This is a genomic window from Pseudoduganella chitinolytica, assembly GCF_029028125.1.
GTDB classification, from domain to species: domain Bacteria; phylum Pseudomonadota; class Gammaproteobacteria; order Burkholderiales; family Burkholderiaceae_D; genus Rugamonas; species Rugamonas chitinolytica.
In genome coordinates this window covers 3,817,347-3,832,116 of sequence record NZ_CP119083.1, presented here as the reverse complement: position 1 = coordinate 3,832,116, position 14,770 = coordinate 3,817,347, and the positions used below count along the sequence as shown (strand labels likewise).

The following is a 14,770-nucleotide window of genomic DNA, read 5'->3' as shown; positions in this document are numbered from 1 at the left end:
CCCACCGGGACTGACCCTGGTTTTTATCGGTCACCGACGTACTGCATGGAAGCAGGTTATCGTCAGGCTGTCCTACCGCGAGAACCTGCGCTCCGTGACCTGGGTTCGCCAGGCAACAGGGACCCGATCAGCCTCAGAACTTGAAGCTGCCGTCGTTACGGTCGATCACACCAGAACACGTTGCCGGCGTGGTGAGCTCGCGGTTCCCCGACGTCGTCGCCTGGCTGCTCTCCCACGTAGCCGTACTGCCATTCCACTTCACGTACTTGTACTGCACGCTCGCATTGGCGGGCAGGGCGACGGTACCGGTCCAGGGCACGTTGGCGCCGCTGCCCTGGATGGCCAGCGCCGCGCCACTGGCCGGCGCCCAATTCCCCAGTCCGGCTAGATTGCCCACGGCCCGCAGGTTCTGGCCCGTTACCGTATTGGCGTTCGCAATCGTGAATTTCACCTGGCACGTGCTGCCGCTCGCAGGCGTCGTCACCGTGGCCGCCGTACTGGCGGCGGATACGTTGGGTACGGCGTCGAATGCCTTTACGGTGTAGCTGTACGTAGTGGCGGCCGCTGCCGTGCTGTCGGTATAACTCGTGCCCGCGGCGATGGTGCCGATCTGCGTGCCGTTGCGGAACACGTAGTAGCCCGTCACCGCGACGTTGTCGGTCGAGGCTGCCCACGTCAGGCGAACCGTGCCGGCGTCGACGGCGGTAGCGGTCAAGCCTCCCGGCACGGTGGGCGCCGTCGTATCCGGGGTGCAAGGATTAGCACCCGTCGTGACGATACCGCCGGAAACGGCCGAGATGCCGCTGGCCAGCGCATAGTTCTTGCCGCCGTTATTGTCCCAGTTGCCGGAACCATTATTGAATGCGGCCGTCAAACCTGTCGCGCTGCCCAGATTTACCGTCAGCATGGCCCAACCGCTGCACGCAGTAGCCATGGGGGCGCCGGGCACGGCCGTCCACGTGCCGCCGACCGGGGCGTAATGCAGGTTGGCGATGCTCCAATTGGTGCCGAGCTTGTAGTAGACGGTCGCGACATGGCCGGCGGCCGTGGTCACGGAGCGCGCTGCCGACGCGGGTGACACGTTGCCTGCCGCGTCACGTGCGTGAACGGTGTAGCTGTAGGCGGTGGACGGCGCAAGCGCGCTGTCGTTGAACGCAGTGCCGGTGCTGACGCCGACCTGGACGCCATTGCGCTTGATGACATAGTCGCTGACGCCGTAGTTGTCGGTGGCCGCGCTCCAGCTTAGCGTCAGCGAGCTGGAGGTGATGGCGGTAGCGGCCGGCTGTCCGGGCGCCGTCGGCGCGGTCGTATCGGCGGCGCGGGTTGTCACAACCAGGGCCTTGCTCTGAGCGGACTGGTTGCCGGCGGCATCGTAGGCCTGCACGGTATAGGTGTACGCGGTGGCGGGCGCCAATCCGCTATCCGTCAGGCTGGTGCCGCCCGTCGTGCCGACCTGCGCGCCGTTGCGGTAGACCCGGTAGCCGGTCACGGCAACGTTGTCGGCGGCTGCCGCCCAGGCCAAGGTCACGGAACGGTCCGACACCGCGGTGGAGGAGGGGACGCCTGGGACAGAAGGGGCAGCCTTGTCGACCACCAGGAACGGATAGACACCATTGACGGTGCCATTGCTGTCCTCGACATAGCCCGAACCGGCGCCGGGCGTGGCCCGGTATCTGCCGGCACCGACGTAGACCTGCTGGATCTCCGTCTTCGTCACGTTGCCGCGCGCGTCCGTCAGCTCGACGTAGTAGTCGAGCAGCTGGTTGCGGTAGTCGGACAGGTAGACGTAGTAGAGGTCGCCGATCTCCTGCGCGGGCAGCACCGCCAGCGTGTCGCGCGTGGCCGCGTTCCACGCGACACCGTTGATGTCGGGCTGCAGGTCGCGTACGGTCATGTCGTAGGCGCGCCAGGCCCCGACGTTCGACGGCGTGATCGACAAGCCCGGCGTGCCCGCCAGCGCGGCCGGGTCGTACACCTTGTAGGTATCGTCCGTTGCACTGATGTCCTTGCTTGCGTGTACCCGCACCATCGCCTTGGCGCTGACGATGCCGGAGACGTCATGGGCATAGGTGTACAGCGCGAAGTCGTTGCTGTAGTGCTGCACGGTCCAGCCCTCGGCCTTGGAGCCGTTGACGGAGCCGGGATTGTACGGATAGCGCTGGGGCCACCATGCGGACGGTCCTGTTCGATCCTGTGCCACGCGGGCCTGGACGTAGGGCTTTGTGAACGCCATCGAGTTGTTGAAGGCGAGGGTCGGCTTCACGCTGTCATCCTTGTTTTCGTCGTAGTAACCGAAGCCGGAGTCCATCGCCGGCAGCAGGAAATACCAGCCCAGCTCGGCCGGGTTGGCGCCGCCCGCGTAATCGGCCTCCGGATCGCCCTTGACGGGGTAGGACAGCATCCACGGATTGAGCTGGTTGCCGGCATGGGTGACCTGCCGGTCCAGCGCGGTGCTGGGCTGCCAGTGGCTCGGGTGCGCGTCCAGCCACACCTGCTCGGCGGTCTTGGCGTAGTTCAGGGCCGCCTGCAGCAGCGCGAAGTTGCGCTCCAGGTAGTGCCAGCCGTACTCGAACGACACGGTCGCCCCTTCCTGCTGGCCGGACAGGTTGTTCTTCGGTGCCAGGTTCAGGCCGTTGACACGGTTGAAGTCGGCAAACTGTCCTTTCCAGATCAGGAACGGCAGCCGCCAGTGGTACCAGGTCGGGTCGGACGAGGAGTCGCGCGTATCGATCCATGAGCCGTCCTGCACGTGCTGGACGTCACCCGCCGGGATCGGCTTGGCCTTCAGGTATTCGTCGATGCCCAGGCAGTAGCCGTTGCCGCTGCAGGTGGTGCCGTGGCCGGCCTGCCATGTGCCCAATGAACCGGCACGGCCGCTGGAGTTGTCGCCGTCGTGCGCGACAACAAAGAACTGGCGCGGCTCGAGCGACTGGTAGGGCGCGATCTCGTCCACCGTCACGGAGCCTTCCCAGCCCTCGTACCAGGAACCGTTCTGGCTGACGGGGATCCCGGCGATCTTGCTGACCGCCCCGGTGGCTGGATCGACGTGCCGCACCCAGTGCGGCGTGGACGCGAACGGGAACTTGTTCACGACCACCTGCTTCTCGTGGGCCATCTGATTGGCGACCCAGCTGCCGGTCGGCGACGTATTGCGCAGGTCCGCGCGGTTCGGCGGCGACGTCAGCGTATCGCCGGTCGCGTCGTACGTGGCGAAGGGGTAATCCTTCAGCGTGCGCGAGAAATGGTTGTTGCCGATCACCGACCACTGGATGCCCAGCTTGGCCAGCGTGGGAATCAGGCGGTCCGAAAAGCCCAGCTCCGTCGGGAAAAATCCGCGCGACGAGACGAATTTACCGCCGAGGAAATAGGGCTGCGCCAACGTGACGTTCTGGTAGATCAGGTCTTTCAGGAAGTATTCCGGCCCCACCAGCGGGCCCATGCTGTGATGTCCCGTAAAGTGGACCGTGTCCAGCGTCGGGAAATTGTTGGCCGTCTTCAGGCTGCCGAACGTATTCGCCCAGCCCTGCCCCCAGCCGCTGTTGCTGTAGCCGGGCACGTTCTGCAGCGTGGTCAGGCTTTGCACGTTGTTGATGACGGCACCGGACATCGTCACGTGCACCTGGCCCCTGGCGGCGGAGTGGCTCTGCATTTCGTTGGCGACCTGCATGGGCCAGTACTGGTAGGCGCCCGTCTTGGCATCGTGCGAGTAGTAGCTGACCAGGTCGTCGTGCGGCATGATCGCGCCGCCCAGCGAGGCGGGCAGATAGTAGTGATAACCCGATGGCGGATTGTTCTTCAGGTTGATCACTTCGCCATCGTATGTGTAGCGGATCGGCCCGCCGAGGGGCGTCGCGTTGTACTTGGCCAGCACGTCGACCGCATAGAACGGCCAGAAGTTCGGCATATGGTTGTGGTACACGTGGGCGGCCGGAATGGTGCCGGCGCTGCCTGTCGCAGGCAGAGCGGCGGAGAAGGCGGCCGCGAGGCACAGGGCCAGCGGTTTCTTGTTGAGTTGCATCGTCGTCCTCGATGGTGGTACTGCGAACAAAGGCCGGCAAGTGGCCGATCGCGTCCCGTACCGGCGTGCGACAGCCGCCCGGCATGGCCAGGATCTTCAAAGTGGGAAATCAAAAAGCGTGCGTCTCCTGCGGAGCCCCGTGGGCGGGGTCTTCTGCGTCGAATGCGTACCTGTGCTACTTGCTGAGAGCGGCTAACGTATGGCTAACCTGTAGTAGAGCGACAAAATTTACGCTTGCCTTTTTCTTAAGTCAAATTGTTTACGTAGTTTAGGTACAGCTGTCGTATTTTGGGCGAGGGATGCGCTCTGCCACCATATGGCCGCACCTTGGCAAGAAGGGAGTTGGAATTGCAGGGTTACTGAACAGCTGCGCTTGTAGTCTGGCTAAATCGGCATTGCGCCGCTACGCAGTTGTACGTGTTGCGCGACACCGCCGTTGCGGTGTCGCGGTACGAGAGACGGCCAAACCGCTCAGACGCCCCAGATGATGTCGTCGCCCTGGTCGCGCGCGGCACGCAGCATTTCCAGCAAGGGATAAGCGCGTTGCGCGAAGCCGACATGGTTCCGTTCGGCGATTTCCGGCGTTTCCCCTTCATCCGGCAAGGCGTGCGCGTGCGTGTGGGCGGCATGTTCCGCTTCCACTTCCGGATGGAGCTTGCTCAGCTCGACCTCGTGCTCCAGCAGCTGGACCGCATGGGCGGCTTCGGCCGCCGTGATGACGCCGCGGCTGGGGTTCTTCTGCAGCAGGTCGAGGATACGCTGGGCGTGTTCCTGGTACATGGTGAGCCCGGCCGACGATTTGGATTTGAACGTGATTAACATGGCGCTTCCTGTCTTGTTGTTGTAGTGATTGACGATATTACGACTACTCGGCACCGATTGTGCGCACACGTACGCTCAGCTCACCCTCAGTTCACCCTCAGTGGACCTTGAAGGAGCGCAGGAACGTATCCGCATCTTCGCGACTGACGGCGTTGTCCGGGCCGACGACGATTACCTGGTAGGCCCGCTTGCCGCGCGCCAGGAAACGGCCGCGCAACGTCACGCGTTCGCTGCCGCGCGCGCCATGCGCCTCGATCTCGAACGCTCCATCGCGCGTCGACTCGGCAGGCTGGATCGCGCCGATGTTGCGCACCATCGCCGTCTTCATGGCCTGCACCGCCAACTGGGCATGGTCGGCGTCGGCCAGCTCGACGCTGCCGACGGCAAAGACGGTACCTTCGATGTCGGTGGCGGTCATCGTCATCGCTGCCGCCTGCCCGCCCAGGTCCACCTGGCGGGTGTGCGTGGCTGGCTTGCCGGGGAACAGCACGGCATACGGCGCCTGGCTGCCGCGATAGTCGCGCCAGTCCAGGCGGGGACTGCAGGCAGTCAGCGCGACGGCGGCCAGCAGCGTGGCCAGCAGGGGAATCGGCGAGGTCATGATGCGATGGTAGCAGCGCGTCACGCCGTGCGCCATCCCGGCGCGGGGCGCGTTCACGATTGGTGCAACGAGCGGCGCAACTGGATGGCTTCGGCCACGTGCCGCTCGCCGATCGTCGCGGCGCCCGCCAGGTCGGCGATCGTCCGGGCCACCCGCAGCACACGGTGATAGGCCCGGGCGGACCAATGAAACTGCAGCATGGCCTTGTGCAGCAAGTCCTGCCCGGCCCGCTCGGCGGCGCACCAGCGGTCGATCTCGCGCGCACTCAGGTGGCAGTTGCTTTTATGCTGGCGAGCCAGCTGGCGCCGCAGTGCTTGCGCGACGCGCGCGGCGATGGCTGCGGACGACTCGCCTTCGGCGCCATCGAGCAGCGTCTGCGGGCTGACGGGGCCCACCTCGAGCTGGATGTCGATACGGTCCAGCAGGGGGCCGGAAATGCGGGACTGGTAGCGCGCCACGGCTTCCGGCGTGCAGCGGCAGTGCGCGGCCGGGTGGCCAAGGAAGCCGCACGGGCAGGGATTCATGGCCGCGATCAGCTGGAAGCGGGCCGGGAAATCGGCCTGGCGCGCGGCCCGCGAGATCGTCACCTGGCCCGATTCCAGCGGCTGGCGCAGCACTTCCAGCACGCGCCGCTCGAATTCCGGCAGTTCGTCCAGGAACAGCACGCCGCAGTGCGCCAGCGAAATCTCGCCGGGACGGGGCACGCTGCCGCCGCCGACCAGCGCCACCGCGGATGACGTGTGATGGGGCGCGCGAAAGGGCCGCTGCTTCCAGCGCGCCAGCGAGAACACCCCTGTCAGCGACTGCACCGCCGCCGCCTCCAGGGCCTCGTCGTCCGTCATCGGCGGCAGGATGCCCGTGAAGCGCGACGCCAGCATTGTCTTGCCTGCCCCGGGCGGTCCCAGCAGCAGGGCGCTGTGGCCGCCGGCCGCCGCCACTTCCAGCGCCCGGCGCGCGTGCTGCTGGCCCTTGACGTCGGCAAAGTCGGGATAGGCCGTCACCGCGGGGGTAGGATCGGGACGGTGGCGAGGCAGGCGCAGCGTGTCGTCGGCGGCGCGGAAGTGATTGCATACCTCGAGCAGGCTGGCGGCCGGGTAGATCGCCACGTCGCTCACCAACGCCGCTTCGTCGGCGTTCGCGCAGGGCAGTACGAATGCGCCGCCCTTGCCGGCGCTGCGCTGCACGGCAAAAGTCATGGCCAGCGCCCCGCGGATGGGACGCAATTCTCCCGTCAGAGACAGTTCGCCGGCGAATTCGTAGCGTGCCAGCGGTGGCCCGGGAATCTGGCCGGACGCGGCCAGGATGCCCAGCGCGATCGGCAGGTCGAAGCGGCCCGACTCCTTCGGCAGGTCGGCCGGCGCCAGGCTGACGGTGATGCGGCGCTGCGGCATGTCGAAACCGGCGGTCAGGATGGCGGCGCGGACGCGGTCGCGCGCCTCCTTCACCTCCGTTTCCGCCAGTCCCACGATGTGGAACGCGGGCAGGCCGTTGGCAAGATGGACCTCGACGCTGACCTGCGGCGCTTCCATGCCCGCCAGGGCGCGGCTTTTGATGACGGCAAGGCTCATGGCATCCCCGCTGCGGCTGCGAACCTTCCGATCGTAGAAGGCTCGCGCGCTGGCGCCTTTGCGCCGCCACAAGCAAGACGGTGCTTAGCCGGGTCGATGACGGCGCCGTGCCACCAGGCCGAGCAGGGCAAGACCGGCCCCGAGCATGCCCCATGTGGCCGGCTCCGGCACCGGCGTCAGCAATACCCACGAGCAGTCGATGCCCTGGCAACCTACGCCCAGGATCGTGCCGCTGTCGTTGATGTCGGTGACTTCGCGGATGGTCCAGCCGGGTTGGGTCAGCAGGTCCGCCAGCAGCACCATTTCGCCGTCGCTGTACAGGAACGCCGCGCTCGACTGGGCCGGGGCGAACAGCCGTCCCACCACGTCGCCGCGGTTGTTGATGGCGCTGGCGTCCGAGAAGGTGTAGCCCGACAGCGACAAGGTCGTGGTCGCGCCGTCCCGCCAGATCACCGCACTGGCTGCCGACGTGCCGCTGTTGGCAAGGACCTGGCCGGCGTTGTTGATATCGAAGGCGACATAGTCGTCGGCCAGTCCCAGGTCCTGCATTGCGCCGTCGCGGTGGATAAAGGCCCGGCGGGCATCGCTGGCGTCGAGACTGAAGCCGACCACCGTGCCGCTGTCGTTGATGCCGTAGCCCATGCTGACGCTGCCGCCCAGGGTTCCCAGGTCCTGCACCTGGCCGTTGCGGAACGTGGCCGCGTGCGTGTAGGGAATCAGGTTGCCGTACTCATCGTAGAAGCCACCATTGACGGCGCTGGTGCCCGCCAGCAGGCCGTTCCCGCTGATGCGGTTGACGACGCCATACCCCAGGCCATCCGGTGTGGTGCGCAGCGTGGGCAGCGCCTCGACCAGACCACTGCGCCACAGGCCCGTTTCCTGCACGTTCTGCGGCGGCCCTTCTTCCATGCGCATGAGGCCAACCGCGCCATTGTCGCCGAATGCCGTGATCGCGGTCGGCTGTCCGCTCAGCTGCGGAATCGCCGTGAGCTGGCCGTCGGCCGCGCGCACGTAGCCCTGGCCGCCCAGGTAACCCGTGGCAGCGCCGGCATTGTTCAGATGGGTCCAGCGGGTGGTGCCGTCCGGCGACAGCTGGGTGACCTGGTAGGCAGGCGCGGCAACTGCCGTGCCTGCTTGCAAGAGCGCGGCCGCCGCCAGCGCAAGTGCATGCTTGACCATGATGATCTCCTGAAGAAAACAACAGTGGGAAAACAGGCGTGAACGGCCGATGCTAACGCCACGGCAGGCGGCAGTGGTTGCGGCGAACGATAGTATTTTGCTATGCAGCGGTGCCAGCAGTGCCGGCAACGGGTGCCGGCGGCAGGGAAGGGGTAACGACGGCTTACAGCGGGGTTTTCTCGGCGGCCAGCTTGGCCTCCAGCTCGGCCAGGCGGGTTTCCAGCAGTTCCAGGCGCGAGCGCGTCTTGGCCAGCACTTGCGCCTGGATGTCGAATTCCTCGCGCGTGACGAGGTCCAGGCGGGCGAAACCCTGCGTCATCATCGACTTGACGTTTTTTTCGATGTCCTTCGCGGGCGAGTTCTGGATCACATGGTTGATCTTGTTTTGCAGGTCGTTGAAAAAGGTATTCATGTCCACGGTGGGCTCCAGTGATGGTGTCTCGGCCGCACCGAAGTAGTGCGGCGCCAGAGATTATTTGGTGCGAAAGGGCCGGCTTTGCGGCTTGCCATGAGCTATCGACGCAGCAACATTTGTCTGACAATTGCTGGCACGCATTCTGCTTAGCTAAACGCAAAGCTTTGACGATCAACCTGAATTTTAAACCGCAATAAAAGTTCACTCAAAAGGAAATCGCCATGAACCACCCGAGCAAGCACCTGTCCCTCGCCGCCATCCTGTTTGCCACCTTCGCGGCAGGCCATGCGGGGGCACAGGAAGCCGCCGCGGCACCCGAGGCGAAACCGGACAACGAGATCAGCTTCAATGCGGCCGTTACCAGCGACTACCGTTACCGCGGGATCTCGCAAACACGCCTGAAACCCGCGCTGCAAGGCGGCGCCGACTGGGTCAACAACCCGACGGGTTTCTATGCCGGCACCTGGCTGTCCACCATCAAGTGGGTCAAGGACGGGGGCGGCGACGGCAGCATCGAATGGGACATCTACGCCGGCAAGCGCGGCGAGATCGCGCCCGGCGTGTCGTACGACGTGGGCGGGCTGGGCTATGTCTACCCGTCCAACTCGCTGCCGACCAGCGCCAACACGTTCGAACTGTACGGCCAACTGGGCTATGGCCCCGCCACCCTGAAATACTCCCATTCGCTGACGAACCTGTTCGGCTTCGCCGACAGCAAGAACAGCCAATACCTGGACGCTTCCGTCAACCAGGACGTCGGCCAGGGGTTCATCCTGAACCTGCACGTGGGCCACCAGAAGGTCAAGGGCAACAGCTTTGCCGACTACACCGACTGGAAAGTGGGCGTGACCAAGGACTTCGGCGTCGCGACCGTCGCGCTGGCCTACGTCGACACGAACACCGAAAGCTATCTCGCACCGAACGGCAAGAATCTCGGCAAGTCCGGGGTCGTGCTGACCGTCTCCAAAACCTTCTGAACGAGGCCCGCAAATGAAACTCATTACCGCCATCATCAAGCCCTTCAAGCTGGACGAGGTGCGCGAAGCGCTGTCCGCCATCAACGTGCAGGGCATCACCGTGACCGAAGTGAAGGGGTTCGGTCGCCAGAAGGGCCATACCGAGCTGTATCGCGGGGCCGAATATGTCGTCGACTTCCTGCCCAAGACCAAGATCGAAGCGGCGGTGGACGATGCCATCGTCGAACAGGCCATCGAAGCCATCGAGGGCGCCGCCCGTACCGGCAAGATCGGCGACGGCAAGATTTTCGTGTACAACCTGGAACAGGTTATCCGTATCCGTACCGGCGAAACCGGTAACGACGCTCTCTAAGGGGAAAACTGAATGAAAAAAACGATAACAACATGGCTGGCGGGGATGACGCTCCTGATGGCATTCGGCATGGCCGCGCCGGCGTTCGCGCAGGACGCCAAGCCGGCCGCCGACGTGGCGACCCCGGCCCCGGCGGCCATGACCGCCACGCCTGCGGCGACACCGGCAGCCGCGCCGGCACCAGCAGCCGCAGCTGCCGCGGCACCTGCGGCCCCGGCCGCGGCGCCCGTCCCGAACAAGGGCGATACGGCCTGGATGTTCGTGGCCACGCTGCTGGTGATCCTGATGACGATTCCCGGCCTGGCCCTGTTCTACGGCGGCCTGGTACGGTCGAAGAACATGCTGTCGGTGCTGATGCAGGTGTTTACGATCTTCTCGCTGATCGTCGTCCTGTGGAGCCTGTACGGCTATTCCTTTGCCTTCACCGAGGGCAACAGCTTCATCGGGTCCACCGGCCGTGTGCTGCTGAACGGCATCTACGATCCGGCCAAGGGCTTTGCCATGGCGGTCACCTTCAGCAAGGGCGTCGTCATCCCTGAATTCATCTTCGTGGCCTTCCAGGGCACGTTTGCCGCCATCACCTGCGCGCTGATCGTCGGCGCGTTCGCCGAGCGCGTGCGCTTCGCCGCCGTGCTGGCGTTCATCGTGCTGTGGTTCACGTTCTCGTACCTGCCGATCGCCCACATGGTCTGGTTCTGGACGGGCCCGGACGCGATCACCGATGCCGCCGCCTTGACGGCCGAATCGGCCAAGGCCGGCTTCATCTGGCAGAAGGGCGCGCTGGACTTCGCCGGCGGCACCGTCGTGCACATCAATGCGGCCGTGGCCGGCATCGTGGGCGCGTTCATGATCGGCAAGCGGGTCGGCCTGGGCCGCGAATCGATGGCCCCGCACTCGCTGACGCTGACGATGGTCGGCGCCTCGCTGCTGTGGGTGGGCTGGTTCGGCTTCAACGCCGGCTCCGCGCTGGAAGCGGGCGACATTGCCGCGCTGGCCTTCGTCAACACGCTGCTGGCAACCGCCGCCGCCGCCGTGTCCTGGCTGTTTGCCGAGTGGGTCCTGAAAGGCAAGCCGTCGATGCTGGGCGCCGCGTCGGGTGCCGTCGCGGGCCTCGTCGCGATCACGCCGGCAGCCGGCTTCGTCGGACCGATGGGTGGCTTGGTCATCGGCCTGCTCGCTGGTATAGTCTGCCTGTGGGGCGTCAACGGCCTGAAGCGCCTGCTGGGCGCGGACGACTCGCTGGACGTGTTCGGCGTGCACGGCGTCGGCGGTATCCTGGGTGCGATCCTGACGGGTGTGTTCGCGGCACCGTCGCTGGGTGGCCAAGGCATCTGGGACTACGTGGCCAACGCCGCTTCGGCGGATTACTCGATCGGCGGCCAGGTCCTGACGCAGGCGACGGCAGTCGGCATCACGATCGTCTGGTCCGGCATCGTGTCGCTGGTGGCCTACAAGCTGGTCGACGTCGTCATCGGCCTGCGTGTGCCGGAAGAGCAGGAACGCGAAGGCCTGGACATCACCAGCCACGGCGAATCGGCGTATCACTCGTAATCCGCGTTGTAGTCCGACCGGTTTTTCGCCAAAAGCGCCCCAGCGGGGCGCTTTTTTGCTTTTCGAGCCTTTAATTTGCCGCTTCTGCCCCAATTTGGTGAACTCGCAATCTGCCCGACCGACTACAAGGATGTAACATGGTGCCCCACCTCGTCACGGCCCTGACCGGACCGCTGCTCGACCTCGAAGAGAAAATCATTGCCGCCACCCCCGCCATCGAGCGCTGGTTCCGGCTGGAGTGGCAGGAGCACACGCCGCCGTTCTATTGCTCCGTCGACCTGCGCAATGCGGGCTACAAGCTGGCGCCGGTGGACACCAACCTGTTCCCGGGCGGTTTCCACCACCTGGCCACGGAAATGCTGCCGCTGTCGGTGCAGGCCGCCATGGCCGCCATCGACAAGTATTGCCCGGATGCGCGCAACTTGCTGGTGATCCCGGAAAGCCACAACCGCCACCCCACGTACCTGGAAAACGTCGCCCGGCTGATGCAGATCTTCCGCCAGACCGGCCTGCACGTGCGATTGGGCACCCTGAATCCCGAGATCACGCAGCCGACGCCGCTGGCGCTGCCGGACGGCAATATGCTGGTCATCGAGCCGCTGGAGCGCTCGGCCAACGGCCGCCGCCTGGGCCTGAAGGATTTCGATCCGTGCACGATCCTGCTCAACAACGACCTGTCCGCCGGCATTCCGGACATCCTGCAGAACATCCATGAGCAGAGCCTGCTGCCGCCGCTGCACGCGGGCTGGGCGCTGCGGCGCAAGAGCAACCACTTCACGGCGTACGACGAGGTGGCCAAGAAGTTCGGCAAGCTGATCGGCGTGGACCCCTGGATGGTCAACCCGTTCCACGCCAAGTGCGGCGAAGTGGACCTGCAAACGGGCGAAGGCCAGGATTGCCTGGCCGGCAACGTCGATGCCGTGCTGGCCAAGATTCGCAAGAAATACAAGGAATACGGCATCAAGGAGAAACCGTTCGTCATCGTCAAGCCGGACGCGGGCACGTACGGCAAGGGCATCATCAGCATCCGCGACGCGGCCGAGCTGAAGGACCTGTCGCCGGCGCAGCGCGAAAAGATGTCGGTGGTCAAGGACGGCAAGGCCGTGACCGACCTGAACATCCAGGAAGGCGTGCCCACGTTCGAGAGCATCAAGGAATCCGTGGCGGAGCCCGTCGTCTACATGATCGACCGCTACGTCGTCGGCGGTTTCTACCGCATCCACGCGGAGCGGGGCGTGGACCAGAACCTGTATGGCCCCGGCTCCGAATTCGTGCCGCTGGCGTTTGCCCAGCAGCATGCGATCCCGGACCTGAAGGCCAAGCCGGGCACCGCTGCGCCGAACCGTTTCTACGTGTACGGCGTCGTGGCGCGGCTGGCGCTGCTGGCCGCGTCGCTGGAAATGGAGCGCACGGACCCGAACCCGGAAGTGTACTGACAGCGGCCCGCGAGCCCGGCCGCGCGGGCGATGCCATCGGAGAAACTCGGCTAAAATCAGTCATTACTTCGAATGGATGCGCCAATGAAAATCGCTTTCCTCGCCGACCCGCTGGACAGTTTCAAGATCTACAAGGATTCCACGTTTGCCATGATGGCCGAGGCCGCCAAGCGCGGCCATGAAGTGTACGCATTCCAGCAGCGCCACATGGCGCTGCGCGACGGCATCGTCAGCGCCCACGCCAGCCGCATCACGCTGACGGGGGACGAGGAAGAGTGGTACACGGCGGCCCCGTCGCAGGACGTGCGGCTGGGCGAATTCGACGCGATCCTGGAGCGCAAGGACCCGCCGTTCGACATGGAATACGTCTACGGCACCTACCTGCTGCAGCTGGCCGAGCAGCAGGGCGCACGCGTGTTCAACAGCCCGCAGGCCATCCGCGACCACAACGAAAAGCTGGCCATCGCCCAGTTCCCGCAATTCACGGCGCCCACCCTGGTGACGTCCGACGAGATGCGCCTGCGCGACTTCCACGCCGAACATGGCGACGTCATCTTCAAGCCGCTGGACGGCATGGGCGGCACTGGCATCTTCCGCGTCAAGGCCGATGGCCTGAACCTGGGCGCCATCATCGAGACGCTGACGGACAACGGCCGACGCACCATCATGGTGCAGCGTTACATCCCGGACATCGTCAAGGGCGACAAGCGCATCCTCGTCATCGGCGGCAAGCCCGTGCCGTTCTCGCTGGCCCGCATCCCGCAGGGTGGCGAAGTGCGCGGCAACCTGGCGGCCGGAGGCGTCGGCGTGGCGCAACCGCTGACCGAGCGCGACCGTGAGATCGCCGAGGCCATCGGTCCCGTATTGGCCGCCCGCGGCTTATTGCTGGTAGGATTGGATGTGATCGGCGATTGCCTCACCGAGGTCAACGTCACCAGCCCGACCTGCTTCCAGGAGATCACCCAGCAGTCCGGCTTCGCGGTCGCGGCGATGTTCATCGACGCGCTGGAAGCGGGCGTGCAGTCGGCTCGATAATGCAGGGACGACTATGGTAGGAATTTTGCTTATGACACATGCGCCGCTGGGAGAAGCCTTCCTGGCCGCGGTGTCGCACGTGTTTCGCGGCAAGGTCGATCACCTGGAAGCGATCGACGTGGTCGCGGACCAGGACCTGGCCGACGTGCAGAAGCTGGCGACGGCGGCCATCAAGCGCCTGGACGACGGCTCCGGCGTGCTGGTGATCACCGACGTGAAGGGCGGCACGCCAGCCAACTGCTGCAACAAGCTGGCCGATGCGGGCCACGTGGAAATCATCGCGGGCATCAGCCTGCCGATGCTGCTGCGGGCGATCACGTATCGCACCGATACGCTGGACGTGGTGGTGGAAATGGCGCTGGCCGGCGCCCAGAGCGGTGCGGTGCGGGTCGATAACCGCATTCGCGTGCAATAAGGACATCTTAAAGTTTGACGGTTTTAATGACGGCTTGACGTGCCGCCGGGGAGACCGGCGGCGGAGATTGCAGTGCGCACGGAATATACAAATAAAACATGATTCAGCAAGAACTCGAGATTATCAACAAACTAGGTTTGCATGCGCGTGCGTCCGCCAAGTTCACCCAACTGGCCGCCAAGTTCAAGAGCGATGTCTGGCTGTCCCGCAACGGGCGCCGCATCAACGCGAAATCCATCATGGGCGTCATGATGCTGGCCGCCGGCAAGGGTGCCAAGGTCACGCTGGAGGCCGATGGCGCCGACGAAGCCGAGTGCATCGGCGCGCTGTCCGCGCTCGTCAACGACAAGTTCGGCGAAGGCGAGTAAATGCCGTTTGACCGCAGCCGTTCCCCCTTCCCA

General features: G+C 65.2%; 13 protein-coding genes. 7 read left to right on the top strand and 6 right to left on the bottom strand.

Annotated elements, in window-relative coordinates; genetic code table 11:
* Nucleotides 1-133: 133 nt before the first annotated feature.
* The 6 genes from PX653_RS16925 to PX653_RS16900 form a co-directional block, all read right to left on the bottom strand.
* Nucleotides 134-4,018, bottom strand: a complete 3,885-nt coding sequence (locus PX653_RS16925; protein ID WP_277413933.1) for a carbohydrate binding domain-containing protein — start codon at nucleotides 4,016-4,018, stop codon at nucleotides 134-136.
* 471 nt (nucleotides 4,019-4,489) lie between these two features.
* Nucleotides 4,490-4,840: a DUF1840 domain-containing protein gene (locus tag PX653_RS16920; protein ID WP_277413932.1), complete on the bottom strand. Its 351-nt coding sequence runs from the start codon at nucleotides 4,838-4,840 to the stop codon at nucleotides 4,490-4,492.
* Between the two features lie 97 nt (nucleotides 4,841-4,937).
* On the bottom strand, nucleotides 4,938-5,498 hold the full coding sequence (locus tag PX653_RS16915; protein ID WP_277413931.1) for a hypothetical protein: 561 nt from the start codon (nucleotides 5,496-5,498) through the stop codon (nucleotides 4,938-4,940).
* On the bottom strand, nucleotides 5,495-7,009 hold the full coding sequence (locus PX653_RS16910) for a YifB family Mg chelatase-like AAA ATPase (protein WP_277413930.1): 1,515 nt from the start codon (nucleotides 7,007-7,009) through the stop codon (nucleotides 5,495-5,497). Before PX653_RS16910 ends, PX653_RS16915 begins: the two co-directional genes overlap by 4 nt.
* An 84-nt stretch (nucleotides 7,010-7,093) precedes the next feature.
* Complete coding sequence (locus tag PX653_RS16905; RefSeq protein WP_277413929.1) at nucleotides 7,094-8,188, bottom strand: PEP-CTERM sorting domain-containing protein; 1,095 nt, start codon at nucleotides 8,186-8,188, stop codon at nucleotides 7,094-7,096.
* Between the two features lie 163 nt (nucleotides 8,189-8,351).
* Nucleotides 8,352-8,606 carry an accessory factor UbiK family protein gene (locus PX653_RS16900; protein WP_277413928.1) on the bottom strand — a complete coding sequence of 85 codons (255 nt, stop codon included), beginning with the start codon at nucleotides 8,604-8,606 and terminating at the stop codon, nucleotides 8,352-8,354.
* A gap of 218 nt (nucleotides 8,607-8,824) precedes the next feature.
* On the opposite strand from PX653_RS16900, the gene PX653_RS16895 reads away from it, so the two are divergent.
* From PX653_RS16895 to PX653_RS16865, 7 genes are all read left to right on the top strand, one after another.
* The gene (locus PX653_RS16895; protein ID WP_277413927.1) at nucleotides 8,825-9,580 is read left to right on the top strand and encodes a TorF family putative porin; all 756 of its coding nucleotides are present in this window, start codon (nucleotides 8,825-8,827) and stop codon (nucleotides 9,578-9,580) included.
* A 13-nt stretch (nucleotides 9,581-9,593) separates the two neighbouring features.
* Nucleotides 9,594-9,932 carry a P-II family nitrogen regulator gene (locus PX653_RS16890; protein ID WP_277413926.1) on the top strand — a complete coding sequence of 113 codons (339 nt, stop codon included), beginning with the start codon at nucleotides 9,594-9,596 and terminating at the stop codon, nucleotides 9,930-9,932.
* A 12-nt stretch (nucleotides 9,933-9,944) separates the two neighbouring features.
* Nucleotides 9,945-11,483 carry an ammonium transporter gene (locus PX653_RS16885; RefSeq protein ID WP_277413925.1) on the top strand — a complete coding sequence of 513 codons (1,539 nt, stop codon included), beginning with the start codon at nucleotides 9,945-9,947 and terminating at the stop codon, nucleotides 11,481-11,483.
* A gap of 137 nt (nucleotides 11,484-11,620) precedes the next feature.
* On the top strand, nucleotides 11,621-12,919 hold the full coding sequence (gene gshA / locus PX653_RS16880) for a glutamate--cysteine ligase (protein WP_277413924.1): 1,299 nt from the start codon (nucleotides 11,621-11,623) through the stop codon (nucleotides 12,917-12,919).
* Between the two features lie 84 nt (nucleotides 12,920-13,003).
* On the top strand, nucleotides 13,004-13,954 hold the full coding sequence (gene gshB, locus PX653_RS16875) for a glutathione synthase (protein ID WP_277413923.1): 951 nt from the start codon (nucleotides 13,004-13,006) through the stop codon (nucleotides 13,952-13,954).
* A 13-nt stretch (nucleotides 13,955-13,967) separates the two neighbouring features.
* A complete protein-coding gene (locus PX653_RS16870; RefSeq protein WP_277413922.1) occupies nucleotides 13,968-14,369 on the top strand; it encodes a PTS sugar transporter subunit IIA in 402 nt (133 codons plus the stop codon).
* A 98-nt stretch (nucleotides 14,370-14,467) separates the two neighbouring features.
* The gene (locus tag PX653_RS16865; RefSeq protein WP_277413921.1) at nucleotides 14,468-14,737 is read left to right on the top strand and encodes an HPr family phosphocarrier protein; all 270 of its coding nucleotides are present in this window, start codon (nucleotides 14,468-14,470) and stop codon (nucleotides 14,735-14,737) included.
* The last annotated feature ends 33 nt before the right edge of the window (nucleotides 14,738-14,770 follow it).